General features: G+C 61.6%; 20 protein-coding genes, 3 tRNA genes and 1 pseudogene. 14 read left to right on the forward strand and 10 right to left on the reverse strand.

The genetic code is table 11. From position 1 onward, the window contains the following. Positions 1–10: 10 nt before the first annotated feature. Entirely contained in the window at positions 11–667 is a 657-nt protein-coding gene (locus VF673_RS01450) for a glutathione S-transferase family protein (RefSeq protein ID WP_090538451.1), read from the forward strand. Positions 668–677: 10 nt separating this feature from the next. On the opposite strand, the gene VF673_RS01455 is transcribed toward VF673_RS01450, so the two are convergent. The 5 genes from VF673_RS01455 to VF673_RS01475 form a co-directional block, all read right to left on the reverse strand. Then, the gene (locus VF673_RS01455; RefSeq protein ID WP_440290625.1) at positions 678–1,610 is read right to left on the reverse strand and encodes a PA2778 family cysteine peptidase; all 933 of its coding nucleotides are present in this window, start codon (positions 1,608–1,610) and stop codon (positions 678–680) included. Beyond that, entirely contained in the window at positions 1,611–1,982 is a 372-nt protein-coding gene (locus VF673_RS01460; RefSeq protein WP_440290884.1) for a PA2779 family protein, read from the reverse strand. A 126-nt stretch (positions 1,983–2,108) separates the two neighbouring features. Further along, on the reverse strand, positions 2,109–3,392 hold the full coding sequence (locus VF673_RS01465) for an NAD(P)/FAD-dependent oxidoreductase (RefSeq protein WP_440290626.1): 1,284 nt from the start codon (positions 3,390–3,392) through the stop codon (positions 2,109–2,111). Positions 3,393–3,520: 128 nt separating this feature from the next. Continuing rightward, positions 3,521–5,056, reverse strand: a complete 1,536-nt coding sequence (locus VF673_RS01470; protein ID WP_440290627.1) for a DHA2 family efflux MFS transporter permease subunit — start codon at positions 5,054–5,056, stop codon at positions 3,521–3,523. Then, the gene (locus VF673_RS01475) at positions 5,049–6,080 is read right to left on the reverse strand and encodes an HlyD family secretion protein (RefSeq protein WP_090538455.1); all 1,032 of its coding nucleotides are present in this window, start codon (positions 6,078–6,080) and stop codon (positions 5,049–5,051) included. The genes VF673_RS01470 and VF673_RS01475 overlap by 8 nt, the downstream gene beginning before the upstream one ends. A gap of 118 nt (positions 6,081–6,198) precedes the next feature. Here VF673_RS01475 and VF673_RS01480 point away from each other — a divergent pair, with 118 nt between their 5' ends. From VF673_RS01480 to VF673_RS01500, 5 genes are all read left to right on the forward strand, one after another. Further along, entirely contained in the window at positions 6,199–7,128 is a 930-nt protein-coding gene (locus tag VF673_RS01480) for a LysR family transcriptional regulator (RefSeq protein WP_090538456.1), read from the forward strand. A 43-nt stretch (positions 7,129–7,171) separates the two neighbouring features. Continuing rightward, on the forward strand, positions 7,172–8,638 hold the full coding sequence (gene gltX, locus VF673_RS01485) for a glutamate--tRNA ligase (protein ID WP_440290628.1): 1,467 nt from the start codon (positions 7,172–7,174) through the stop codon (positions 8,636–8,638). A 175-nt stretch (positions 8,639–8,813) separates the two neighbouring features. Further along, positions 8,814–8,889: transfer RNA gene (locus tag VF673_RS01490), tRNA-Ala, on the forward strand. Between the two features lie 106 nt (positions 8,890–8,995). Then, positions 8,996–9,071 (forward strand) — tRNA-Glu (locus VF673_RS01495). Between the two features lie 40 nt (positions 9,072–9,111). Next, positions 9,112–9,187, forward strand: a tRNA-Ala gene (locus VF673_RS01500). Positions 9,188–9,245: 58 nt separating this feature from the next. Here the strand turns inward: VF673_RS01500 and VF673_RS01505 are convergent. Next, positions 9,246–9,590, reverse strand: coding sequence for a hexameric tyrosine-coordinated heme protein (locus tag VF673_RS01505; RefSeq protein WP_440290629.1), 345 nt, complete (start codon positions 9,588–9,590; stop codon positions 9,246–9,248). A 182-nt stretch (positions 9,591–9,772) separates the two neighbouring features. Here VF673_RS01505 and VF673_RS01510 point away from each other — a divergent pair, with 182 nt between their 5' ends. The 6 genes from VF673_RS01510 (at position 9,773) to VF673_RS01535 (ending at position 17,988) form a co-directional block, all read left to right on the forward strand. Then, on the forward strand, positions 9,773–10,033 hold the full coding sequence (locus VF673_RS01510) for an AbrB/MazE/SpoVT family DNA-binding domain-containing protein (RefSeq protein WP_440290630.1): 261 nt from the start codon (positions 9,773–9,775) through the stop codon (positions 10,031–10,033). A gap of 27 nt (positions 10,034–10,060) precedes the next feature. Continuing rightward, positions 10,061–10,816: an SIR2 family NAD-dependent protein deacylase gene (locus VF673_RS01515; protein ID WP_440290631.1), complete on the forward strand. Its 756-nt coding sequence runs from the start codon at positions 10,061–10,063 to the stop codon at positions 10,814–10,816. A gap of 160 nt (positions 10,817–10,976) precedes the next feature. Beyond that, positions 10,977–13,766, forward strand: coding sequence for a class I SAM-dependent DNA methyltransferase (locus tag VF673_RS01520; protein WP_440290632.1), 2,790 nt, complete (start codon positions 10,977–10,979; stop codon positions 13,764–13,766). A 145-nt stretch (positions 13,767–13,911) separates the two neighbouring features. Further along, the gene (locus tag VF673_RS01525; protein ID WP_440290633.1) at positions 13,912–16,029 is read left to right on the forward strand and encodes a DEAD/DEAH box helicase; all 2,118 of its coding nucleotides are present in this window, start codon (positions 13,912–13,914) and stop codon (positions 16,027–16,029) included. Then, on the forward strand, positions 16,022–17,218 hold the full coding sequence (locus tag VF673_RS01530) for a GIY-YIG nuclease family protein (protein WP_440290634.1): 1,197 nt from the start codon (positions 16,022–16,024) through the stop codon (positions 17,216–17,218). Before VF673_RS01525 ends, VF673_RS01530 begins: the two co-directional genes overlap by 8 nt. Positions 17,219–17,313: 95 nt before the next feature. Beyond that, positions 17,314–17,988, forward strand: coding sequence for a glutathione S-transferase (locus VF673_RS01535; protein ID WP_440290635.1), 675 nt, complete (start codon positions 17,314–17,316; stop codon positions 17,986–17,988). A 162-nt stretch (positions 17,989–18,150) separates the two neighbouring features. Here the strand turns inward: VF673_RS01535 and VF673_RS01540 are convergent, their stop codons facing one another. Further along, on the reverse strand, positions 18,151–18,570 hold the full coding sequence (locus VF673_RS01540) for a VOC family protein (protein ID WP_440290636.1): 420 nt from the start codon (positions 18,568–18,570) through the stop codon (positions 18,151–18,153). A gap of 5 nt (positions 18,571–18,575) precedes the next feature. Further along, positions 18,576–19,202, reverse strand: coding sequence for a glutathione S-transferase family protein (locus VF673_RS01545; protein ID WP_273126932.1), 627 nt, complete (start codon positions 19,200–19,202; stop codon positions 18,576–18,578). Positions 19,203–19,317: 115 nt separating this feature from the next. Between VF673_RS01545 and VF673_RS01550 the strand changes: the two genes are divergently transcribed. Beyond that, the gene (locus tag VF673_RS01550; RefSeq protein WP_320330763.1) at positions 19,318–20,205 is read left to right on the forward strand and encodes a LysR family transcriptional regulator; all 888 of its coding nucleotides are present in this window, start codon (positions 19,318–19,320) and stop codon (positions 20,203–20,205) included. A gap of 12 nt (positions 20,206–20,217) precedes the next feature. On the opposite strand, the gene VF673_RS01555 is transcribed toward VF673_RS01550, so the two are convergent. Next, positions 20,218–22,488, reverse strand: coding sequence for an Orn/Lys/Arg decarboxylase N-terminal domain-containing protein (locus VF673_RS01555; protein ID WP_440290637.1), 2,271 nt, complete (start codon positions 22,486–22,488; stop codon positions 20,218–20,220). 144 nt (positions 22,489–22,632) lie between these two features. Here VF673_RS01555 and VF673_RS01560 point away from each other — a divergent pair, with 144 nt between their 5' ends. Beyond that, positions 22,633–23,070 carry an acyl-CoA thioesterase gene (locus tag VF673_RS01560; protein WP_320330761.1) on the forward strand — a complete coding sequence of 146 codons (438 nt, stop codon included), beginning with the start codon at positions 22,633–22,635 and terminating at the stop codon, positions 23,068–23,070. Between the two features lie 95 nt (positions 23,071–23,165). Here the strand turns inward: VF673_RS01560 and VF673_RS01565 are convergent. Beyond that, positions 23,166–23,447, reverse strand: a pseudogene (locus VF673_RS01565) (pyrimidine/purine nucleoside phosphorylase). Positions 23,448–23,490 lie beyond the last annotated feature (43 nt).

A 23,490-nucleotide genomic window follows, 5' to 3' on the forward strand; every position in this document is an offset into this window, starting at 1 on the left:
GAGCCCTCCGATGTCCCTGACCCTTTACGGCGCCATCCTGTCGCCGTACGTACGCAAGATCCGTATCCAGCTCGCGGAACAGCAGATCGAACATGAACTGGTACCCCAGACACCCTTCAACCAGCCGGACTGGTTCTTCGATATCAGTCCGCTGGGCCGGATCCCTGCGCTGAAGGATGGAGAGCTGGGGCTGGCCGACTCCTCGGTGATCGCCCAGTACCTGCAGGAAACCCGGGGTGGCAAGCCGCTGTTCGGCTCATCACCGGAGCAGGCGGCCCGGGTGCGCTGGCTGGAAAAGTATGCCGACTATGAGCTGGGGCGGCTCGCCACCCAGGTGATCTACATCAATCGCATTCTCAAGCCGGTGATGGGCGGGCAATGTGATGAAACTGCCGTGGCGGCGGCCCTCGAGCAGTTGCCGGCGCTGTTCGACTATCTGGAAGCACAGCTGGGCGATCAGCACTACTTCCTCGGTGAGCAGCTGAGCATGGCGGACATTGCCGTGTGCAGTCAGCTGATCAATCTGGCCCATGCCGGTGAGCTGATCGACGAGATGCGCTGGCCGGGTCTGTCCTCCCTGCTCAGCCGGCTGACCTCACGCAGCAGCGTGAGCAGCCTGCTGCCGGAGGAACATCAGCTGGTCGCCAGGCTTACCGGTCGAGCCTAGCCCGCCGCGATTACTGCCCGTCAGGCGTGCAGCTGAGGTGGGCGCAGGTGTCGGGCTTCGGCACCTGCTGGCTGCACTGCCTTGCTGCCGCCGCAGCTGATGCACACCCGCTGAGCTCCAGGCCGGTTGCCAGATTGTTCCAGCCGGGCTGGAAGTCGGGGAAGTCGTTGACCAGTTGCTGGAACTGCTCCAGCGCAGCGGGGCGCTTGTCCGCGGCCCAGAGCGTGTTGCCCAGACCGAAGCGGGCGGTGGGCTGGTCAGGCCACTGCTCCACGGCGCTGCGATAGGCCGCTTCGGCGCTGTGCAGGCGACCGGTCTGCTCCAGATCACTGGCGGCTCTGAGATAGGTCAGGGGACGGGCTGTGGCCGGCAGCTGACCCGGCGGCAAGATTACCCGGGCCCAGTAGTCTGCCCGGCTCCAGGTTCGCATGAATACGTGGAAGGGCTCGCGCTGGGCCTTGTTGAGGCCGCTGTGTACCAGCATCTCGCGGGCTTTCAGGTCATAGCCCACCACAACGGCGTAGTGCCATTGCGGATACCAGTTGAAGGCCAGATTCTGCATCACCAGTACGGGATTGCCAGCGGCGAGCTCGGTCAGGATGGCCTGCAGATCCTTGTCCAGCGGGTAGACCAGCAGGTCCCTCTCCCGGGCGGCAGAGATCATTTCCACCTGCAGCGTGCCCTTGCGCTCAGGCAGATAGACACGGTCCTTCAGCTCATCCGGGCTGGCGGCGATGCCACGGTGGTTGAGGACCATGGCCAGGGACGCGGGACCGCACTGGTACGCGTCCTGAGCATGGAAGGGGACATCCTGCAGCAGAATCCGGTCGGGCAGATGGGCCAGTTCGGTCGCCTCAGGCATGACCATCGGTGAGCGCCCTGCGCAGGCAGACAGCAGTACCGTCAGGCCGAGCAGGGCGAGGGGTTTGAGAATCCTCAGCACTTAGCGGTTGATGCAGTTCACGAAGCGGAAGATGTTGGTGGCGCAGAGCATGTCGGTGATGATGAAGATCACCAGGAACAGCACGATCACACCGAGAATACCGGCACCGGCAGGTGCTTCGTCGAGCTGGGCATTGAAGTAGGCGAGCTCGTCGGCGGTCAGACTGTTGATTCGCTGTTCGACCTGCTCGGGAGATACCCCCATGCTGGCCAGCTTGTCCTGCACGGCCTGGTCGTCAAGCATGGCCTTGAGCTGGTCGCGGTCGACGCTGAGCTGCTGCTCGGCAATCACCTCGTGGGTCGATGTCATCGCCGCCTGGCTTGCCTGGGCGTGCAGGCTCACCATGCTGGTGAACATGAATAGCGCGGCCATGAAAACGGACAGGTAGCGCCGTACGGCGGATGTATGGTTCATGGTGGTACTCCTGAGTCGAATTGATGTTGTTGTGTCCACGACGGTGACATCCCTATGACCACACATTGACCGAGGCGGTTCCAATCACCATCCGAGTCTGTCGCGCAGCTGGTAGTACCAGGCGCCCAGGGCAGTGAAGGGCACGCGCAGCAGGCGCCCACCGGGGAAGGGATAATGTGGCAGGGCGGCAAAGGCATCGAAACGTTCAGCCTGGCCGCGGATGGCTTCTGCCAGTACCTTGCCGGCCACGTGGGTAAAGGTTACTCCGTGCCCGCTGCAGCCCTGGGAATAGTAGATATTGCTGCCCAGGCGGCCCATCTGCGGCAGCCGTGACAGGGTCAGCAGGAAGTTGCCGGTCCACGCATAGTCAATCTGCACATCCCGCAGCTGCGGGAAGGTGCGCACCATATTCGGCCGTACCAGTGCCTCGATATCCGCTGGATCACGGGCACCGTAGACCACGCCGCCGCCGAAGATCAGCCGCCTGTCGGCGGACAGCCGATAGTAGTCCAGCAGATAGTTGCAGTCCTCCACGCAGTAGTCCTGGGGCAGCAGGGAGCGGGCCAGCTCCTCGCCGAGGGGCTCGGTGGCCACCACCTGGGTGCCGCAGGGCATGGACTTGGCTGCCAGCGGTGGCAGCAGGTCACCCAGATAGGCATTGCCGGCCACGACCAGGAAGCGGGCAGTGACCTGCCCGTGTTCGGTATATGCAACAGGGCGCTCGCCAGGCTGCACGCGCACGACAGCCGACTGCTCGTGAATGATGCCGCCAAGGGATTCCACCGCGGCTGCCTCGCCCAGCACCAGATTCAGGGGGTGGATATGACCGCCGCCCATGTCCAGCGAACCGCCGACATAGAGGTCGGTATTGACCACTCCGCGTATTCCCGACGCGTCCAGCAACTCGACCCTGTCGTAGCCGTAGCGCCGCCAGAGCGCCTGCTGCTCCTCCAGCGCCTTGAGCTGACGGTGGTTCACGGCGGCAAACACCCCGCCGTCCTTGAGGTCGCAATCGATGGCGTAGCGGCGCACCCGGTCGCGGATTATCTGCCCGCCTTCGAAGGCCATTTCCCCCAGCAGGCGCGCCTGCCTTGGCCCTACCTGCTTCTCCACTACGTCCAGATCGCGGCTGTAGCTGTTGACTATCTGCCCGCCGTTGCGCCCGGACGCCCCGAAACCCACGCTGGCCGCCTCCAGCACTGTTACCCGAAAACCCTGCTCCAGCAGGAACAACGCGGTCGAGATGCCGGTGTAGCCCGCTCCGATCACGCAGACGTCGGTTTCATGGGCACCCTGCAGGGCAGGGCGCTTCGGAGCAGGGCTGGCCGAGGCGGCGTAATAGGAATGTGGATAGGGTGTGTGACGCATGCAACGCACCTCGTTCGTTATTTTTTACATTGCATGCATGCTACCGCGGGGCGCACGGCAGCGCCAGAGGCGAGTGCAGGGCAAGCCTGCCGGGAATGTCGCGCACAAGCCCCGTCCCCGGAGCCTGGTCAGCGTGCGGCCTTGGGCAGGCCGCGGGTCATGATGATGCACAGCATGGAAAAGCCGAGCATGATGGCGATAGCGTGGAAGGCGTCGTTGTAGGCCATGATCTGGGCCTGTTGGCGGACCTGACCATCCAGCAGGCGCAGTGCCGACTCCGCGCTGCCCAGGTGGTCGGTGAGCAGCGCCAGGCGCTCGGCAGCGGCGGGGTTGGCCGGGGTCACATGGCTGCGCAGGATATCGAAATAGTAGGCTGCACGGCTGTCCAGCACCGTGGCCAGCATGGCGATGCCCATGGCGCCCCCCAGGTTGCGCAGGATGTTGTAGAGACTGGAGGCGGAGCCGGCCTGGGACGGCGGAATCATGGCGGTGGCAATGATCGACATGGGCACCAGCACCAGCGGCTGCCCCATGGCGCGCAGGATCTGGATGGCGATGAACTGATCCCCGGCAAAGTCCGGGTTCAGAGAGCCGCTGAGGAAGCTGCCGGCACCGAACAGTACGAAGCCTGCCGCGCAGATGAAACGTGGCGGGATGTGCCGCATCAGGACTGGCACCAGCGGGATCAGCAGCAGCTGCGGCAGGCCCAGCCACATGATGACCTGACCGATCTGCAGGGCGTTGTAGCCCTGGATCTGGGCCAGATAGACCGGCAGCACGAATACAGTGCCATAGAGACCGACACCCAGGCCTATATTGGCCAGACTGCCGAGCAGGAAGTTTCGCTCAGTCAGCAGCCGCAGGTTGACCAGGTGGTTGTCCCTGGACAGTTGCAGGATGACGAAGCACACCAGACTGATCAGCGCGATACTGCCGAGGGCGACTATGTAGCTTGATTCCAGCCAATCCTCCCGATGGCCTTCCTCGAGAAAAACCTGCAGGCAGCCGAGACCGACCGCCATGGTGACTATGCCGGCGTAGTCCCCCTTGCGAAGCAGCTCCCAGCGCGGGGGGCTGCGGTCCAGCCCGTAGAGCAGCCCCAGGGTCATGAGTGCGCCGGGGACCACGTTGATGTAGAAGATCCATTCCCAGCCGAAGTTCTCGGTCAGCCAGCCGCCGATGGTGGGGCCGATGGAGGGGGCGAAGGTGGCGGTGATGGCGAACAGCGCCATGCCCTTGGGGCGTATGTCCAGCGGCAGCTTGGTCAGCACCAGGGAGAAGGCGAAGGGGATAAGGGCGCCTCCGGCCAGTCCCTGCAGCACCCGAAACACGATCATGCTCTGCAGGCTCCAGGCCATGGAGCAGAGCAGGGAGGCGATGACAAAGAGCACCGAGATGCTGACCGCAAAACGCCGTGGTGACAGCACCATGGCCAGCCAGGCCGCCAGCGGAATGATGATGATCTCCGCGACCAGATAGGAGGTGGATATCCAGGAGCCTTCCTCGATGGTGGCCGACAATGCGCCCTGGATATCCTTCAGCGAGGAGTTGATGATCTGGATGTCCAGAATCGCCATGAAGGCGCCGAGGATGGCGCTGAGGATGGCAATCCAGTCTCGCCTCGTGGGTGGCGGTATATAGCCGGGGGCCAGGGTGTCAGTCACGCAGATCGACCTTCACGCTGACGGACATGCCGGGACGGATCAACTGTGCCAGCGGATGCTCGTCGGCCAGCACTACCTTGATCGGAATGCGCTGTACCACCTTGGTGAAGTTGCCGGTGGCATTGTCCGGCGGCAACAGGCTGAACTGGGCACCGGAGGCCGGGAACAGGCTGTCGATGTAACCCTCTACCGGCTGATCGTCGAAGGCGTCGAAGATCAGGGTGGCGCGCTGGCCCTTGTGCATGCGCTTGATCTGGGTTTCCTTGAAATTGGCCTGGACCCACAGGTCCCTGTCCGGTACCAGGGACAGCAGATGCGCGCCGGGCTGCACGTTCTGCCCCGGGCGGACGCTACGCTGTCCGACCCGGCCTGCCACCGGGGCGCGAATCTCGGTGCGGGAGAGGTCGATCTCGGCGGCGGCGACGTCGCTTTCCGCTGCCTGGACCAGGGCTGCCAGGCGCTCGATATCCGCGCTGAGGGTGTCCTTGCCGAGTATCTGGCTCTGCAGCTCGGCCTGGGCACCGCGGACCTGGGCCTTGGCCACATCCAGCTGGGCGCGGAAGTTGCTCAGTTGCTCTTCGGAGGCGTAACCGGACTGGCGCAGGGGCAATATGCGCTGGATATCCAGCTCGATCCGCCGCTGTTCGGCCTGGCGTGCCTGCAGAGCCGCTCTGGCAGCTTCGATCACGCTGTCCTGACGGGCGAGCTGCGCGCGGGCCTGCTGATGCTCGGCCCGGCGGGTGGCCAGATTGGCGCGGGCGCGGGCCAGCAGGGTAGTGAAGTCGCGGTCATCCAGGCGCACCAGCAACTCGCCGGCGGTCACGCTCTGGTTGTCGGTTACCAGCACCTCGGTGACCTGGGCAGCCAGCTGGCTTGAGATACGGGTGATATCACCCTGAACATAGGCGTTGTCGGTGCTCTGGTAATGGCGGCCGACCAGCCACCAATGGGCGAACAGGGCGGCAGCCACCACGGCTACCAGGAACAGAAAGAGGAACAGTCGTTGGCGAACACGTGCCGGCATTGTGGTTTTCCCTGATTATTCTTTTCATGCGGTACCCTGTTCTGCACTCTACCACTGTTCCCCCGTCTCCTATCGGCGCTAGAATCTGGAAACTTTGTTGCATCACAGGAACAGTGACGTGGGACTGGACGACGCCCTGATCTTTACCCGAGTGGTGGAATGCCACAGTTTTACCAATGCCGCGCTGATGCTGGGCATGCAGAAGTCCACGGTCAGTCGCCGCATAGCGCAGCTGGAGGAGCGGCTTGGTGTGCGCCTGCTCAACCGGACCACCCGCAAGCTGCGGCTGACCGAGGTGGGGGAGGCCTATTACGAGCGCTGCCGGCAGATCATGCAGGAATTCGCCGAAGCCGAAGAGGCGATCATGCAGCTGCAGAGCGAACCCACCGGATTGCTGCGGATCACCTCGACCATCGAATTCGGCCAGCTGCTGCTCGGTGCCGTGGTTGGCGAGTTCGTGGGCCGCTATCCCAACCTGCAGGTGGATGTGGAGCTTACCAGCCGCCATATCGACCCGGTGGAGGAGGGCGTGGATATCGCCATCCAGCTGGGGCGGCCCCAGGATTCCAGCCTGGTGGCGCGGCCGCTGCTGCTCAGTCCGCGACAGCTGTTCGCCAGTCCTGCCTATCTGGCGGAGTTCGGCGAGCCGAAGCGGCCGGAGGATCTGAGCCGTCATCGCTGCATCCAGACCCTGATCGACGAGGGCCGCAAGTGGCAGTTTGTCGAACCCTGCGTGAACGTTCCGGTACCCCATGCGGTTACGGTGAACAACATCACCTTCGCCCGGGAGGCGGCCGCAGCCGGCGGCGGAATCATCAACGTGCCGTCCTTCATCGCCCAGCCGCTGGTGGAAGAGGGAAGGCTGTGCCGGGTGCTGGCAGACTGCGTGCTGCCATCCACCCAGCTCTATGCCCTTTACCCCTCCCGTCGCTTCCAGTCGATGAAGGTCAAGACCTTTATCGACTATCTTCTGGAGAAGCTGGAGCAGCGGGTCAAGGACAGGGTAGAGACCACCGATGATCCGCTGGTAAAATTGCCGACCACCTGAATTACCCATTCGGCCTTCCAGGCCGTCGTTATCGAGATATTCCATGACCGTGCGTACCCGTATTGCTCCGTCGCCGACCGGAGACCCCCACGTAGGCACCGCCTACATCGCCCTGTTCAACCAGTGCTTCGCTCGCCAGCACGGCGGTCAGTTCATCCTGCGTATCGAGGACACCGACCAGGTGCGCTCCAGCGCCGAATCGGAAAAGCAGATCCTCGACTCCCTGCGCTGGCTGGGGCTGGATTGGGACGAGGGCCCGGATGTTGGCGGTCCCCATGGCCCCTATCGGCAGAGCGAGCGCAGCGAGATCTACCGGGAACACAGCGAGCTGCTGATCAGCAAGGGCCACGCCTTCCGCTGCTTCTGCACTGCCGAGCGTCTGGATCAGCTGCGCGCCGAGCAGATGGCCAACAAGCAGACCCCGGGCTACGACGGTCACTGCCTGCATCTGGGCGAAGACGAGGTGAACCGCCGGGTCGCCGCCGGCGAGCCCCACGTGGTGCGCATGAAGGTGCCCGAGCACGGTGTCTGCGTGGTCAATGACATGCTGCGCGGGGAGATCGAGATTCCCTGGGAGCAGGTGGACATGCAGGTGCTGATGAAGGCCGACGGTCTGCCCACCTACCACCTGGCCAACGTGGTTGACGACCACCTGATGCAGATCACCCACGTACTGCGCGGCGAGGAGTGGATCAACTCCGCACCCAAGCACATCCTGCTGTACCGCTATTTCGGCTGGGACATGCCGCAGTTGTGTCACATGCCGCTGCTGCGCAACCCGGACAAGAGCAAGCTGTCCAAGCGCAAGAACCCGACCAGCATCATTTTCTACCAGCGCATGGGCTATCTGCCCCAGGCGCTGCTCAACTATCTGGGGCGCATGGGCTGGTCCATGCCCGATGAGCGCGAGAAGTTCTCCCTGAGCGAGATGGTCGAGCACTTCGACATCCAGCGGGTATCGCTCGGCGGGCCGATCTTCGACGTGGAGAAGCTGGCCTGGTTGAACGGCCAGTGGATCCGAGATCTGTCGGAGCAGGACTTTGTCGACGCGGTGCAGACATGGGCGCTGAACAGCGACTACCTGCGCCCGCTGGTACCCCTGGTGCAGAGCCGGGTGGAAACCTTCAGTGAACTGGTGCCCCTGGCCGGCTTCTTCCTGACCGGTCGGGTCGAGCTGCAGATCGAGCAGTTCGCCCACAAGAAGCTGTCCCAGGACGAGGTGCGCAAGGCGCTGCAGCTGCTGCTGTGGAAGCTCGAGGCCCTGCGCCAGTGGGACAAGGACGGCATTACTGCCAACATCCAGCAGGTGGCCGAGGTGCTGGAGCTGAAGCTGCGCGATCTGATGCCGCTGCTGTTTGTTGCCATCACCGGGCAGGCCAGTTCGGTCTCGGTGCTGGACGCCATGGCCCACCTCGGACCGGATCTGACCCGCTATCGCCTGCGTCAGGCCCTGGAGCTGCTCGGCGGCGCCTCGAAGAAGGAGGTCAAGGCCTGGGAGAAGCTGATCTAGGTTCGGAGGGGTATAGGGCCATTCGTGCCTGCGCCGCCGGAGCGCCGGCCGCCGGAACCGCTCTGGCCCGCAGGCCGCGGAAAATCGGCCCTTTGCCCTTAAGTCGCTGTTTTATTGAATTTATTTGTTGACAGAAGTTGGTGGGCGCCCTAATATGCGCCCCGTCCAGAACGACGGGGCTATAGCTCAGCTGGGAGAGCGCTTGCATGGCATGCAAGAGGTCCGCGGTTCGATCCCGCGTAGCTCCACCAATTTTTTGGTCATCGCCTGGCGGTGACCTGTTTTACACTAGCCGGTATGCTTTACTGCATATCTGGTGAAGAAACGATACCAGCAGTCGTTTCGAGAAGGGTTTGCGTCCCCTTCGTCTAGTGGCCTAGGACACCGCCCTTTCACGGCGGTAACAGGGGTTCGAGTCCCCTAGGGGACGCCACTTTTTACCGACACTTCGGTGTCGGGGTCGAAAGACCATTGGGGCTATAGCTCAGCTGGGAGAGCGCTTGCATGGCATGCAAGAGGTCCGCGGTTCGATCCCGCGTAGCTCCACCAATTTTCAAGGGCCGACACTTGTTGTCGGCCCTTTTTTTTGCTTTTCAGATGCAGCCCATCACTCACGCCAGTAATCATTCGCCGCCGCGATAGTCTGAAAGTGGATGGCCACCACCTGCGAAACGGCAATCAGGCTGTCCGGGTTATTGGCGTACACCGCACGCAACTGCTTACGCACCTCCACATCCGGCTGCACGGTGCCCACCGCCTTTTGCGACAGCTTCACCGCCAGGGCAAAGCCTTCATCTGCGTTGGCGGTCTGTAGCGACAAGGGCGGCGGCGTATTGGCGGCGGGTTGGTCGGCGGCACTTGCGCTGCCGACAGCACACAGGGCCAGTGCTGCCCAGAGCAGGCAGGCGGCGGATACGGGGCGAGAAAGCGGATCACGGAACAGGCTTTTCATTATTATCTCCGATGAGCGATGACAGAAAGCACCGGGGGCTTCGTTACAGCTTGCTATCAGTGTAGTGACAATCAAGCCAAGCGCCACCGCTGGCCCGGCAGGCTGGGCTCCCGAGGCAAGGATTATTGGTGCGACCAATGTTAATGTGTATCTACACCGGTTGGGACGAGGAGGACTCCATCATGCAAACTGAAATCAAACGCTGGGGTAATAGCGCGGCCGTGCGCCTTCCCCGCAGGATCTTGGCGCAAGCCAATCTTGAGATATCCAGCCCCATAAAAATTGGTGTGAAGTCTGGAAAGATCATGATCGAAGCTGCACCGCAAAAAGTACGGAAGCTCCATCTTCCATTTTCGGAAGCTGATTTGCTGAAAGGACTCGACTCTCGCGGTGCCCACGCAGATGAACTGGCTGAGCCCTTAAACTCTGAAGCTGGGGTTTGAGGCCCAAAATATTCCTGAACAAACACTATGCCCACACAACTGCAAACTGCCATAGACCACCTGAGCCGCGCCCAGCGAGTGGTCGTCTTTACCGGCGCCGGCGTTTCCGCTGAAAGCGGCATACCCACCTTCCGTGATGACCTGACCGGCCTCTGGGCCCGCTTCGATCCCCAGCGCCTGGCAACCCCCGAAGCCTTCCTGGCCGACCCCGAACTGGTCTGGGGCTGGTACGAGTGGCGACGGGCCCGGGTAGGGCAGGTACAACCTAACCCCGGCCATACCGCCATAGCGCAGCTGGAGCGGCATGTACCCCAGGTCTGCGTGGTCACCCAGAACGTCGATGACTTGCATGAGCGCGCCGGCAGCACCCGGGTACTGCATCTGCATGGCAGCATCCAGAGCCCACGCTGCCATGATTGCGCCCGACCGATGCAGATCCCGCTGGCGGATCTGGATCAACTGGGTGACGGCCAGCGCATGGCACCGCCGCGCTGCGAGGACTGCGATGGCCCGGCCCGCCCGGGTGTGGTCTGGTTTGGTGAGTCCCTGCCGGAACAGGCCTGGCAGAGCGCCTGGCCGGAGGTTCAGAAGTGCGACCTGCTGCTCTCGGTAGGTACCTCCGGAGCCGTCTATCCCGCTGCCCAGCTGCCGCAGCTGGCGTTGGAGCAGGGAGCCGTCGTGGTGCACGTGAATCCGGACCCGATAGCCGTCAGCTCCGAGCGCGAGCTGTCACTGGTCGGCAGGGCAGGAGAGATACTGCCCCGTTTGATGGAAGGGCTCTGATCCGCTGCAGAGCAGGGTTGAGCAAGCATCCGGGATCTCCACAAGACTGCCAGCAGCTTAGCGGTTAACCTATACACCTAGAAAAAAGGCAGCCAACCCACGCCCTGCGCCCAGCGGCTGCCTCTCCCCCGACCGACCCGAACAGTGACACCGAAACACGATGAACGCAGTAGAAATTGAATCAGCTATTTCCGATCTGGCCTTGCTGCCTTTTGATGCAGCGGAGTTTCCGTTCCAGTTTCTGGCTGCTTTCGGTAACAAGCCCACGGCCCTCAAGCGGTTGCGGGCGGGGAATAGTAATATTTCGGATCTGCCGGGCGGGGTTTTGCAGCGCAATAATATTCATATTGCTGTCTGCGAAGCAGGGCAGGTGGGGGAGACGCTTGCTGCGCTGCGCAGCAGTCCGGCCACCGCCAAGGGTAAGGTCAGGTTCATTCTTGCTACTGATGGCGAGTGGTTGGAGGCGGAGGAGTTGGGCACGGGGGAGACCATTGCCTGCGACTACGCGGATTTCCCCAACCATTTTGGTTTCCTGCTGCCACTGGCGGGTATCTCCACGATCAAGGAGATCAAGGACAACCCCATTGATGTGCGGGCGACCAGTCGCCTGAACAAGTTGTACGTTGAGCTGCTGGACGAGAACCCGGAGTGGGCGTCAGAAGAACGTCGTGCTGACATGAACCATTTCATGGCGCGATTGATTTTCTGCTTCTTTGCTGAAGATACCGATATCTTCCATGGGGAGGGCATCTTTACCCAGGCGGTGGATCAGTTCAGTGAGCGCGACGGCAGCAATACCCATCAGGTGCTGGCGGAAATCTTCCGCGCCATGAATATCCCGATGGATGAGCGTGATGCTGTGCAGCCGCGGCTGCCAACCTGGGCCAGCCGTTTCCCCTATGTGAACGGTGGGTTGTTTTCCGGCGATACCGAGGTGCCCCGTTTCACCCGCATGGCGCGCACCTATCTGGTACACGCGGGCAACCTGAACTGGAAGCAGATAAACCCGGATATTTTCGGCAGCATGATCCAGGCGGTGGCCGATGAGGAAGAGCGCGGCGCCTTGGGTATGCACTACACCAGCGTGCCCAATATTCTCAAGGTGCTGAATCCGCTGTTTCTGGATGACCTGCGCGAGCAGTTGGAGGCGGCAGGCCAGAACAGAACCAAGCTGCTGAACCTGCGCAAGCGCATGGCCCGTATCCGTGTATTCGATCCGGCCTGCGGGTCGGGCAACTTTCTGGTGATTGCCTACAAGCAGATGCGCGAGATCGAGGCGGTTATCAACGAGCGTCGTGGTGAGGCCAACCTGAAGTCGCAGATTCCGCTGACCAATTTCCGGGGTATCGAGCTGAACAACTTCCCGGCGGAAATCGCCCGGCTGGCGCTGATCATTGCGGAGTACCAGTGTGACGTGCTGTATCGGGGGCAGCAGGATGCCTTGCAGGAGTTTCTGCCGCTGTCCAAGGAGAACTGGATTATCTGCGGTAACGCCCTGCGGCTGGATTGGTTGAGTATCTGTCCGCCTACTGGCACCAGTGTTAAGGTGACGGGGGATGATCTGTTCAGTACGCCGACGGATCAGAGTGAAATTGATTTTGAGAACGAGGGTGGAGAGACCTATATTTGTGGGAATCCACCGTATCTGGGTAGTAGAGGTCAGACGGAAGAGCAAAAGGAAGAATTACGAGCATTGTTCGATAAGCGTATCAAGAACTGGAAGTCTCTGGATTATGTGGCTGGTTGGTTTATAAAGGCTTCAGATTATTGCACGCATACACCAGCGACTGTTGCTTTTGTTTCTACAAACTCTATTTGTCAGGGTGTACAAGCTTCGGTTCTCTGGCCAGAGATTTTTAATGCTGGGTGCAGAATTGAATTTGCGCATACAAGCTTCAAATGGGCTAATCTTGCTGCGTATAATGCGGGAGTTACTGTATCCGTCATAGGTTTTAGCTTGAAGCCTCGAACTCCTCGCCGTTTGTTTTCGCTCGATTCGCTTGGCGAAGTTGTTGAACGAAAATGCGATCACATCAACGCATATTTGGTGGCGGGAAAAGACATTATTGTGAATAGAGCTTCCCAGCCTATAAGCAGACAAGCGGAGATGACTTTTGGCAACACGCCGATAGATGGTGGCTACTTATTGTTGTCGCGCGAAGAGCGTGATGCTTTGGGTTTGACACTTGAGCAGCAAGCTCGATTCGTTCGGCGCATACTTGGGTCAGCCGAGCTCATTCGCGGATTGGAACGGTATTGCTTGTGGATTGAGGACCAGCACCTACCGGAAGCACAGGCTATTCCAGTTATTTCTCAGCGTATACATAACGTTAGAAAGTTACGTCTTAATGGTGGTAAAACCGCGCGTGATTTAGCGGACAAACCTCATCAGTTTCAGAGAGCATATTTTGGTGAAATGCACACCATAGTTGTCCCAAGTGTCTCTTCTGAGTCTCGTGAGTTTTTACCATGCGGTTATGAGGCAGCGGACACTATTGTTTCCAATCTGGCCTTCGCCTTATACGACGCCCCCCTCTGGAACATGGCCATTATCGCCTCACGTCTGCACCTGGTCTGGATCAGCACCGTTTGCGGCAAGCTGGAAACACGACTCCGTTACTCCAACACCCTCGGCTGGAACACCTTCCCCGTTCCCTTCCTCACCGAGCAGAACAAGGCCGACCTGACCGCTTGCGCCGAGAACATCCTGCTGGCCCGGGAAGCGCATTTCCCCGCGACCATCGCCGATCTCTATGACCCCGAGAAGATGCCGGATAACCTGCGCGCCGCCCACGATCATAACGATGAGGTGCTGGAGCGCATCTATATCGGTCGCCGCTTCAGGAACGATACCGAGCGGCTGGAAAAGCTGTTTGATCTCTACACCAAGATGACCGCCGCCGAGCAAGCCAAGCCCGTAACCAAGGGCACTCGGAGGAGCAAGGCGTGAGTGAAAAAGCCGTAAGCCTGACGACCTCGCCAAGCGGGTATGCTGAAGCCTGGCCGGATGCTGAATTTGTGCAAGAAGGCTTGCACAATTGTCCTTGAACTGAACACCCCGGGAGCGGGCAAGAAGCCCTGAAAGGTATCGCTACATGACCAACTCCACCAACAGCTACACAGTGCCGGCGGTTTCCATCACCACGGCGCACACCGGTGCGTCCAGCAAGTCCAATGAGCTGGGCATGCGTACCATGCAGGAGCGGGCCTATGCTAAGCGCGGTGAGCAGTACCTGCTGATCAAGTCGCCGCCGGCATCGGGCAAGTCCCGGGCGCTGATGTTTATCGCGCTGGACAAGCTGCATAACCAGGGGCTGCAACAGGCGATTATCGTGGTGCCGGAGCGCTCGATTGGCAGCAGCTTTGCCGATGAGCCGCTGAGTGAGTTCGGCTTTCATTGGGACTGGGAGGTAGCCCCGCAGTGGAACCTGTGCAATGCGCCGGGTGTGGACGAGCCCCGCGTCGCCAAGTCCAAGGTGGATGCGGTGCGCCAGTTTCTGGCCAGCTCCGATCGCATACTGGTCTGCACCCATGCCACTTTCCGCTTTGCCGTGGATGAGCTGGGGATCGAAGCGTTCGATAATCGGCTGATCGCTGTCGATGAGTTTCATCACGTGTCCAGCAACCCGGATAACAAGCTCGGCAGTCAGCTGGGCGAGCTGATTGGTCGGGACAAGGTGCATATCGTGGCGATGACCGGCTCCTATTTCCGTGGCGACAGCGAGGCGGTGTTGAGCCCGACGGATGAGGCCCGGTTCGAGACGGTGACCTACACCTATTACGAGCAGCTCAATGGTTACCGCTGGCTCAAGTCGCTGGATATCGGTTACTTCTTCTACACCGGGCGCTACGTCAATGCGGTGGCCAAGGTGCTGGATCCGGCCTTGAAAACCATAGTGCACATACCCAGCGTCAACGCCCGGGAAAGCCTCAAGGACAAGGAGCGCGAAGTAAACGAGATCATGCATACGCTGGGCGAGTGGAAGGGGCTTGATCCGGACACCGGCTTTCATCTGATTCAGGCGGCCGATGGGCGTGTGCTGAAGGTGGCTGATCTGGTGGACGACACTGATCACGCCCGGCGCTCCCGGGTGCTGACGGCATTGAAAGACCCGGCGCAGAAGAACAACCGCGACCATGTGGATGTGATCATCGCGCTGGGCATGGCCAAGGAAGGGTTTGACTGGATCTGGTGCGAACATGCGCTGACCATCGGCTATCGCAGCAGTCTGACCGAGATTGTGCAGATCATCGGTCGTGCCACCCGTGATGCCGAAGGCAAGGAGCGGGCGCGCTTCACCAACCTGATTGCCGAGCCCGCCGCTGATCAGAGCGCGGTCTCCGAAGCGGTCAACGATATGCTCAAGGCCATCTCCGCCAGCCTGCTGATGGAGCAGGTGCTGGCGCCGCGCTATGAGTTCACCCCCAAGGACAGCGGCCCGAAGGACGGTTTCGATTACGGCCCGCAAGGTTATGTGCCGGGGCGCAGCAACTTTGGGGTGAATGAGGCCAGCGGACAGTTTCATATGGAGATAAACGGCCTGTCGACCCCGCAGTCTCCGGAGGCAGCGCGCATCTGCAAGGAAGATTTGAACGAAGTGGTGACCAGCTTCCTGCAGGATAGGGTGGTGTTGGAGCGCGGGCTGTTCGATACCGAAAACACTCTGCCTGAAGAACTGACCCAGCTGCGCATGGGCAAGATTGTGCGCGAGCGTTATCCGGAGCTGAGCGCAGCGGATCAGGAAGCGATACGCCAGCACGCGGTGGCGGCGATGAACATCACCCAGCAGGCCAAGCTGGCTCTGGGTCAGGCTGATACCAACAGCGCCGGCGGCAGTGGTGATGATGCGCTGGGCAGCACCTCGCTGATCGACGGGGTGCGCCGCTTCGTCAATGTGCGTGATCTGGACATTGACCTGATCGACCGCATCAACCCCTTCGAGGCGGCCTATGCGGTGCTGGCCAGAGCGATGGATGAAAAGTCCCTGCGTCAGGTTCAGGACAGCATCGCCGGGAAGAAAATCACCATCCCCGAGGAGGATGCCCGGGAGCTGGCCAAGCGTGCCCTGCTGTTCAAGAACGAGCGCGGACGCCTGCCTTCCCTCAACTCCTCCGATGCCTGGGAAAAACGCATGGCCGAAGGGGTCGCTGCGCTGGCCCGCTATCGCGCCCAGGCCAAGGCCAAGGCCGAGAAGGAGGCCAGTAATGGCTGATATGGATGATGACGAGCTGCTGGCCGCGCTGGGCGTTGAGGTCACGCCGATCAAGGTTGAGCAGAGAACCCCGCGTGAGGAACGCATTATTGCCGGATTCGAGGATATTCTGCGCTTCCACCAGGCCCATGGCCGCGCTCCCCAACATGGCGAGGATGGCGATATCTTCGAGCGGCTGTATGCGGTACGGCTGGATCAGATACGCAAGTTGCCGGAAGCCCAGACCCTGCTGGCAGAGCTGGACACGCCCGGACTGCTGACAGCAACCAGCTCGATCAATGTGGATGAGCTGGATGAAGACGCGCTGCTGGCCGAACTGGGCATTGACCTGGATGCGCCTGCTGAAACCGCGGACCCGGATGACATAACCGTGCTGCGCCATGTGCGCTCCAGTGCAGCCAAGCGCGTGGCGGAAGAGATTGCCGACCGCACCCGTTGTGAAGACTTCGAGCGTTTCCAGCCGCTGTTCGAACAGGTTGAACGCGAGCTGAAAAGCGGCGCTCGTAAAGCGCTGCGCTTTGGTCGCGATGCCAGCATCGAGATCGGCAACTACTTCATTCTGGGTGGCCAGATCACCTATGTGGCGGAGATGGGCGAAGCGATTAAAGTCCCTAATCGACAGGCGAATGCCCGGCTGCGCGTTATCTACGATAACGGCACGGAAAGCAATCTTCTGCTCCGCTCCCTGGAACGCGCCCTGTACAAGGACGAAACCGGCCGGCGCATAACCGATATCGACCTGGGGCCACTGTTCGGCGACGCCCAGGAGCCGGACGATATAGAAAGCGGCACCATCTACGTACTGCGCAGCCTGTCCGACCACCCCTACGTGACCGAGCACCGTGAGCTGATCCACAAGATCGGCGTGACCGGCGGTAAGGTCGAAACCCGCATCGCCAACGCCAGCCATGACGCGACCTATATGCTGGCAGACGTCGAGATAGTAGCCACCTACAAACTGCACAACCTCAACCGCACCCGACTGGAAAACATCTTCCACCGCCTGTTCAGCACCGCCCAGATCGACCTGACCATCCACGATCGCTTCGGCCACCCGGTCAAACCGAAGGAGTGGTTTCTGGTGCCGTTGCAGGTGATTGACGAAGCGGTGCAGCGTATACGGGACGGGTCGATTACGGAGGTGGTTTATGATCGGGGGACGGCCAGTCTTAAGCAGGTTGAAGGGTGAGGGTGGGATGTGGTGACATTTCGGCCTCTTGATGCTGAGTCAGGGCCGCAGAAACCACATGTTTCTCGGAATGGTTTTGCTTTTAAGATGGTTTCATGAAAAGGCCTGTCCCATGCCCCCCGACACTCCCACGCCTGTACTCCTTCCGCCGCTGCCCCTACGCCATGCGCGCTCGGCTTGGTCTGTTGTTTGCCGAGTTGCAGGTGGAGTTGCGCGAGGTGGTGCTGAAAAACAAGCCGCCGCAGATGTTGGCGATCAGCCCCAAGGGCACGGTTCCGGTTCTCGAGCTGGTGGGGAACGGTGGTGCTGGGGGCGTGGTTATCGAAGAGAGCCGGGAGATAGTAGAGTGGGCGCTGGGGCAGAGTGATCCGCAGGGTTTATTGCAGGTTGACCTGGCCAGCGCCAATGCGCTGATCGATCAGAACGATAACGAGTTCAAGCACTGGCTGGACCGTTACAAGTACGCCGATCGCTATCCCGAGTTGGCGCAGTCGGAGTATCGACAGCGGGGCGAGGTGTTTCTGCAGATGCTGGAGCGGGCGCTTGCCGATCACCGCTATCTGCTGGGTGACCGCATCAGCATCGCGGATATCAGTCTCATGCCTTTTGTGCGCCAGTTCGCCCATGTCGATCAGGACGTGTTCTACAGTTTGCCCTATCCGCATCTGCAGCAGTGGTTGAGGGGCTGGCTGGCGCATCCGGTGTTTCAGCAGGTCATGGTCAAGTTTCCGCCCTGGCAGGAAGGTGATCCTGTAGTGGTATTTCCGTAGGCTTATTTGGTCGGAAACGGATCGTTCGGCAAGGGGATGAATTCCTTGTCGTCGGCGTCCGGCAGTTTCATTCTTCCTGCTTTCCAGTCTTCTGCGGCTTGGGCGAGCCGGTCCCTCTGCCGCTTTCATGGCGAGTGCCGCTGACTTCGACAGCTCCGGTTGTTATGTGACGGCTTGGTCGAGTATCTCGTTGAACTCCAGCACATTCAGATCGGGGTCGCGGATAAAGCAGACGTTGCGGCGACCATGCCCCATGATCACTGGGCCTTCGCTGATGCGGATATTTTCGCGGCCAAGCCAGGCTACCAGCTCATCCATGCTTTCGATGATGAAGGCAGCGTGGGTGTAACCCGGGTATTTCACCGGGGCGTCCAGCAGCACGTTGCCTGCCTGTGCCGCCTCGCCGTTATAGATCAGATGGATGCGCAGGCCGGTCGGGTGTTTCAGACCACAGGCCCTGGCGGCCGGCGCAAACTCCTCCGGATCGCGCTGGAAGCCGAGCCTGGCGTAGAAGGCTTCGGCCATCGCCAGATCGGTTACCCGGATACCGATGTGATCAAGACGCAGGTTGGTGAAGTTCATGGTGGCTACTCCTCGACAGCGGCACGCAGGCCGGCGCTTGTCTGCTGGAAGGGGACAAACCCCGGCAGCTGCTCGATGCAACTAAGCCAGCGGCGGACATGCGGGTAAGGTGCAAGGTCCACATTGCCTTCAGGGGCGCTCGCGGTATAGCTGTACAGGGCGACATCGGCGATGCTGGGCTGCACCGTGCGGGCCAGCCACTGCCAGCGCTCCAGGGTGTGCTCCATCACTGCCAGGGTCGCATGGGCTCGTTGCATGACTTCCCGGGGATCGAAGTGGGCTCCGAATACCGTGATCAGGCGCGCGGCGCACAAACCATAGGCGACCTTGCCGGCGGCTACGGCGAGCCAGCGCTGAATCTCGGCCTCCACAGCGGGCTCGCCGGGTAACCAATGCGAAGGGCCGATTCGGCGCGCGACATACAGGAGAATGGCCAGCGAATCGGCAATGATGATGCCGCTGTCCTCCAGCACCGGCACCTCGCCGAAGGCATTGAGCGCGAGAAATTCCGGCCGTCGGTGTTGCCCGGCAGCAAGATCCACGTCGATCAGTTCGTGGGGCAGGCCACTGAGGGAGAGGAAGAGGGCGGCCCGGTGGGCGTGCCCGGACAGGGCATAGTGATAGAGTTTCATGACCGTTGATCTCCTGAATGGGGTACGGTCATTCTGTCCATTGCGGATTGGTGAGAGAATCAGCCAGTCTGGCACTTCACTATTGCGAAAAACGATACCAATCGAGGTCGAATTCATGGACCGGCTGCGCACACTGCGTACCTTCATCAGCGTTGCCGAGCATCGCAGTTTTGCCGAAGCCGGTCGTCGGCTGAGCCTGTCACCGACGACGGTGTCACGCACCATTGCTGCGCTTGAAACCAGTCTGGGTGTCCAGCTGCTGCGACGAACCACCCGCAGTGTCAGCCTGACCGAGGAAGGGGCGTTGTTTCTCGACCACTGCCGGGCCGGTATTTCCGAAATTGAACAGGCCTACGATGTTCTGCAGGGGCGCCGCTCCGCGCCGAGCGGACTGCTGACGGTGACCGCCCCGGTCCTGTTCGGTCGCCTGCATATCCAGCCGGCCGTCACTCAGCTGCTGGCCAGCTTTCCCGAGCTGCGGGTACGGCTGCTGTTGCTGGATCGGGTGGTGAGCCTGGTGGAGGAAGGCGTGGATGTCGCCGTGCGTATCGCCGAACTGCCTGACAGTGCGCTGCACATGACCCGGGTCGGGGAGGTCCGCCGGGTATTCACTGCCAGTCCGGCATATCTGGCTGTCCATGGCCGGCCGACGTCACTGGCCGAGCTGGCCCAGCATCAGCTGATCTGGGTGGAGGATGAGCTCGGTCCGCACCGTGGCTGGGGGCTGGACGAGGTCCGCCGTTCCGGTCATGCCCCCAGGTTCTCGGTGAACAATACCGAGGCGGCGGTGGCAGCGGCAGTGGCGGGTCTCGGGGTGATCCGTACATTGTCCTATCAGGTAACAGAGCAGCTTGCCAGCGGGCAGTTGGAGCTGCTGCTGGCCGAGGACAATGCACCCCGGTTGCCGGTGTCCCTGCTGTTCCAGGGCGGCCGCCGCAATCACCCCAATGTGCGGGCTTTCATCGACGCGGTCCGGCAGCACCTGCGCACGCGGACACTGTAGGGCTGGCGGACCTCAGCTGCCCGCGTTCGGCTCCACCAGGCAGTCAACAAACAGCCGCACGCTGCCATCCTCCTGCACCACCGGGCGCAGTCCGTGAATGTCACTCTCGAACCCGGGGAACTGCCGGTCCTGGTCCAGGGCGATCTTCAGGTAGTCGGCGATGGCACTGTTATCCCGGGAGAAGCGCTCGCCGGGCATGATCACCGGGATGCCCGGCGGGTAGGGCACCAGCATGACCGCGCTGATGCGTCCGCCCAGCTGGTCGATGGGCACCATTTCCACCTGGCCGCGCACCATCTTCTGGTAGGCGTCTGCGGGGCGCAGGACGATCTCCGGCAGCTGGGTATAGATCTGCCGCAGTATGCGCACCATGTGCTGCTGCTTGTAGAAGTGGTGCAACTGATTGCACAGGTCACGCAGGCCCATGTCCGGGTAGTGTCCGGTACGGGCGATGACCGGCAGGGTCAGCTCCAGCGGCGCGTTGCTGTCGTACAGGCGCTTGAACTCCTGCAGCTCGGCCACCAGGGTGCTCCACTTGCCCTTGGTGATGCCCAGGGAGAACAGGATCAGGAAGGAATACAGGCCGGTCTTCTCCACCACCAGGCCGCGCTCGGCCAGAAAGCGGGTGACAATGGCGGCGGGTATGCCGGTGCGGCCCAGGCGGCCATGCTCTTCCACCCCCGGCGTCAGCAGGGTGACCTTGATCGGATCGAGCAGGGCATAGTCGTCGGCGGTGTCACCGAAACCGTGCCAGTCGGCGCCGCTGTCCAGGGTCCAGTCGCTGGCGACCAGCTGCTCGCTGTCCAGCGCCTGCTCCGGTTCCCAGACATCGAACCACCATTCGTCCTCATCCAGGCGCTCGGCGGTCTGCTGCATGGCGCGGCGGAAGGACAGGGCCTCGTCCAGGGTCTCCTGCACCAGCGAGCGGCCCGGCTCGCCGGCCATCATGCCGGTGGCTACGTCGATCGAGGCGATGATGCCGTAATGCGGCGAGGTGGAGGTGTGCATCATGAAGGCTTCGTTGAAGCGGCCCACATCCAGCTGCTGCTCAACGCTGTTCTCGGCCAGGATGATCGAGGCCTGGGACAGGGCGGCCAGCACCTTGTGCGGCGACTGGGTGGCGAATACCAGGGGGTGCCTGGCCCGCTCGAAGCCACGCTTGCTGCCCATGCCGTGGCGGCCGGCATAGAACTCGTGGAAGGCGGCGTAGCCGTACCAGGCTTCGTCGAAATGCAGGATGTCCACCGCATCCTCCAGCTCGTCCTTGATCAACTCGGCGTTGTAGCACAGGCCGTCGTAGGTGGAGTTGGTCAGCACCGCCAGGCGGATGCGTGGTGTACGTCCCTGCAGCAGCGGGTGCTCGGCCAGGCGCTGGCGCAGGCTCTGCGGGGAGAAGGAGTCCAGGCTGATGGGGCCGATGATGCCGTAGTCGTTGCGCGAGCCGGTGAGGTACACGGGGATGGCGCCGGTCATGGTGATCGCATGCAGTATCGACTTGTGGCAATTGCGGTCCACCAGCACCACATCATCCCGGGTAACGAAGGCGTGCCAGATGATCTTGTTGGCGGTAGAGGTGCCGTTGATCACATAGAAGCTGTGGTCGGCGCCGAAGGTGCGGGCGGTATTGGCCTCGGCTTCGGCAATGGGGCCATTGTGATCGAGCAGCGAGCCCAGCCCCGGCACCGATACCGACAGATCCGAACGCAGGGTGTTCTCGCCGAAGAAGTCGTGGAAGGCACGGCCTACCGGGCTCTTGCGAAAGGCCACGCCGCCGCCGTGGCCCGGGGAGTGCCAGGAATAGCTGGCACGACCGGTGTAGGTCAGCAGGGCCTTGAAGAAGGGCGGCAGCAGCTGGGACAGATAGGTCCGGGCGGTGCGCGCGATCTGCCCGGCGATGAAGGGCATGGTGTCCTCGAACAGATAGATGATGCCGCGCAGCTGGTGCAGGTCGCGCACTCGCCCGAGCAGCTGGGTATCCAGTGCCTGGGTGGTGCTCAGGGCCATGATCGGCAGTTCGGGGGAGCGGGAATGGGCTGCATCGAACAGGCGTCGTTCCGGGCCCAGATCGCCGTCCGGGTGATTCTCGGGGGTGAACAGGATGCACGACAGCCCCCGGTGCGCCTCGGCCACAAGCCGGCCCTCTTCCAGGGAGGCGGTGGCCAGCACCTCGAAGCCTTCCTGCTCCAGAGCCCTGAACAGTTCGGTCAGCTGTCGGCCGGCGACGTTGTTGCGATCGATATCGGAATTGATGACCAGAATCGGAAAGTGCAGATGCTTGAACATGCCAGCTCCTGTAACGGCTCGTGCCTCCAGTGTCGTGCGGGCCGGCGTTGATGGCAAGTCGGCTGAGGCTCTGCCGGGCGATTTACCGGGGCCGGCAATGGTATGCTTCTTCACTTTCAAACACTGTCGGGCCGGGAGACAAACGTGAACTGGGATCTGGAAGCCCCCTTTATCGAGCAGGTGCAGGTGCAGCCCGAGGATATCGACGAGCTGGGCCACGCCAACAATGCATCCTATGTGCGCTGGCTGGAGCGCTGCGCCTGGCAGCACTCCCGGTCGCTGGGGTTGGGGCTGGACGAATACCAGCAGTTGAACCGCGCGATGGTGGTGCTGCGCCACGAAATTGATTATCTGGCCTCCGCCTACGAGGGCGAAGAGCTGCAGATGGGCACCTGGATCGTCAGCTGGGACAGCAAGCTGCGCATGACACGGCGCTTCCAGCTGCTGCGCCCCGGCGACGGCGTCACCCTGTTGCGGGCCTATACCACCTTTGCCTGTGTGGAGCTGAGTACGGGGCGGCCGCGGCGCATGCCGGCGGAATTTCTGGATGGTTATGGCAAGGCGATCGTGGGCGAAAAGTAGGGACTTGGCAGTCGCCCCGGCTGCGGGGCTCCCACAACAGGGGCGGGAGCCCATGGGCCGAATGGAATTCGGCCCTTCCGGAATACGGGTCTGTCTCAGCGGTATTCGCAGAGGTAGGCAGTATCCTGCTCGACCTTCAGTTGAAAGCGGCTGTTGCCGGGGACAGTGAACTGGCTGCCGGCGACAAAGTCCTGCCACTGTTCGCTGCCGGGCAGTTTCACGGTCAGCTTGCCGCTGATCACGTGCATGATCTCCAGTTCGTTGGTGCCGAATTCATATTCGCCGGGAGCCATGACGCCCACAGTGGCGCGGCCTTCGGGCTAGCTGAAGGCGATGGATGCAACCTTGCCGTCGAAATACTGGTTGGTGCTGAACATGGCGGAACTCCGGATGTGAGTAAATGGGCGCCAATTATGCCTG

It is taken from the genome of Halopseudomonas sp. Lyrl_26 (genome assembly GCF_051948695.1).
GTDB classification, from domain to species: Bacteria; Pseudomonadota; Gammaproteobacteria; order Pseudomonadales; family Pseudomonadaceae; genus Halopseudomonas; species Halopseudomonas formosensis.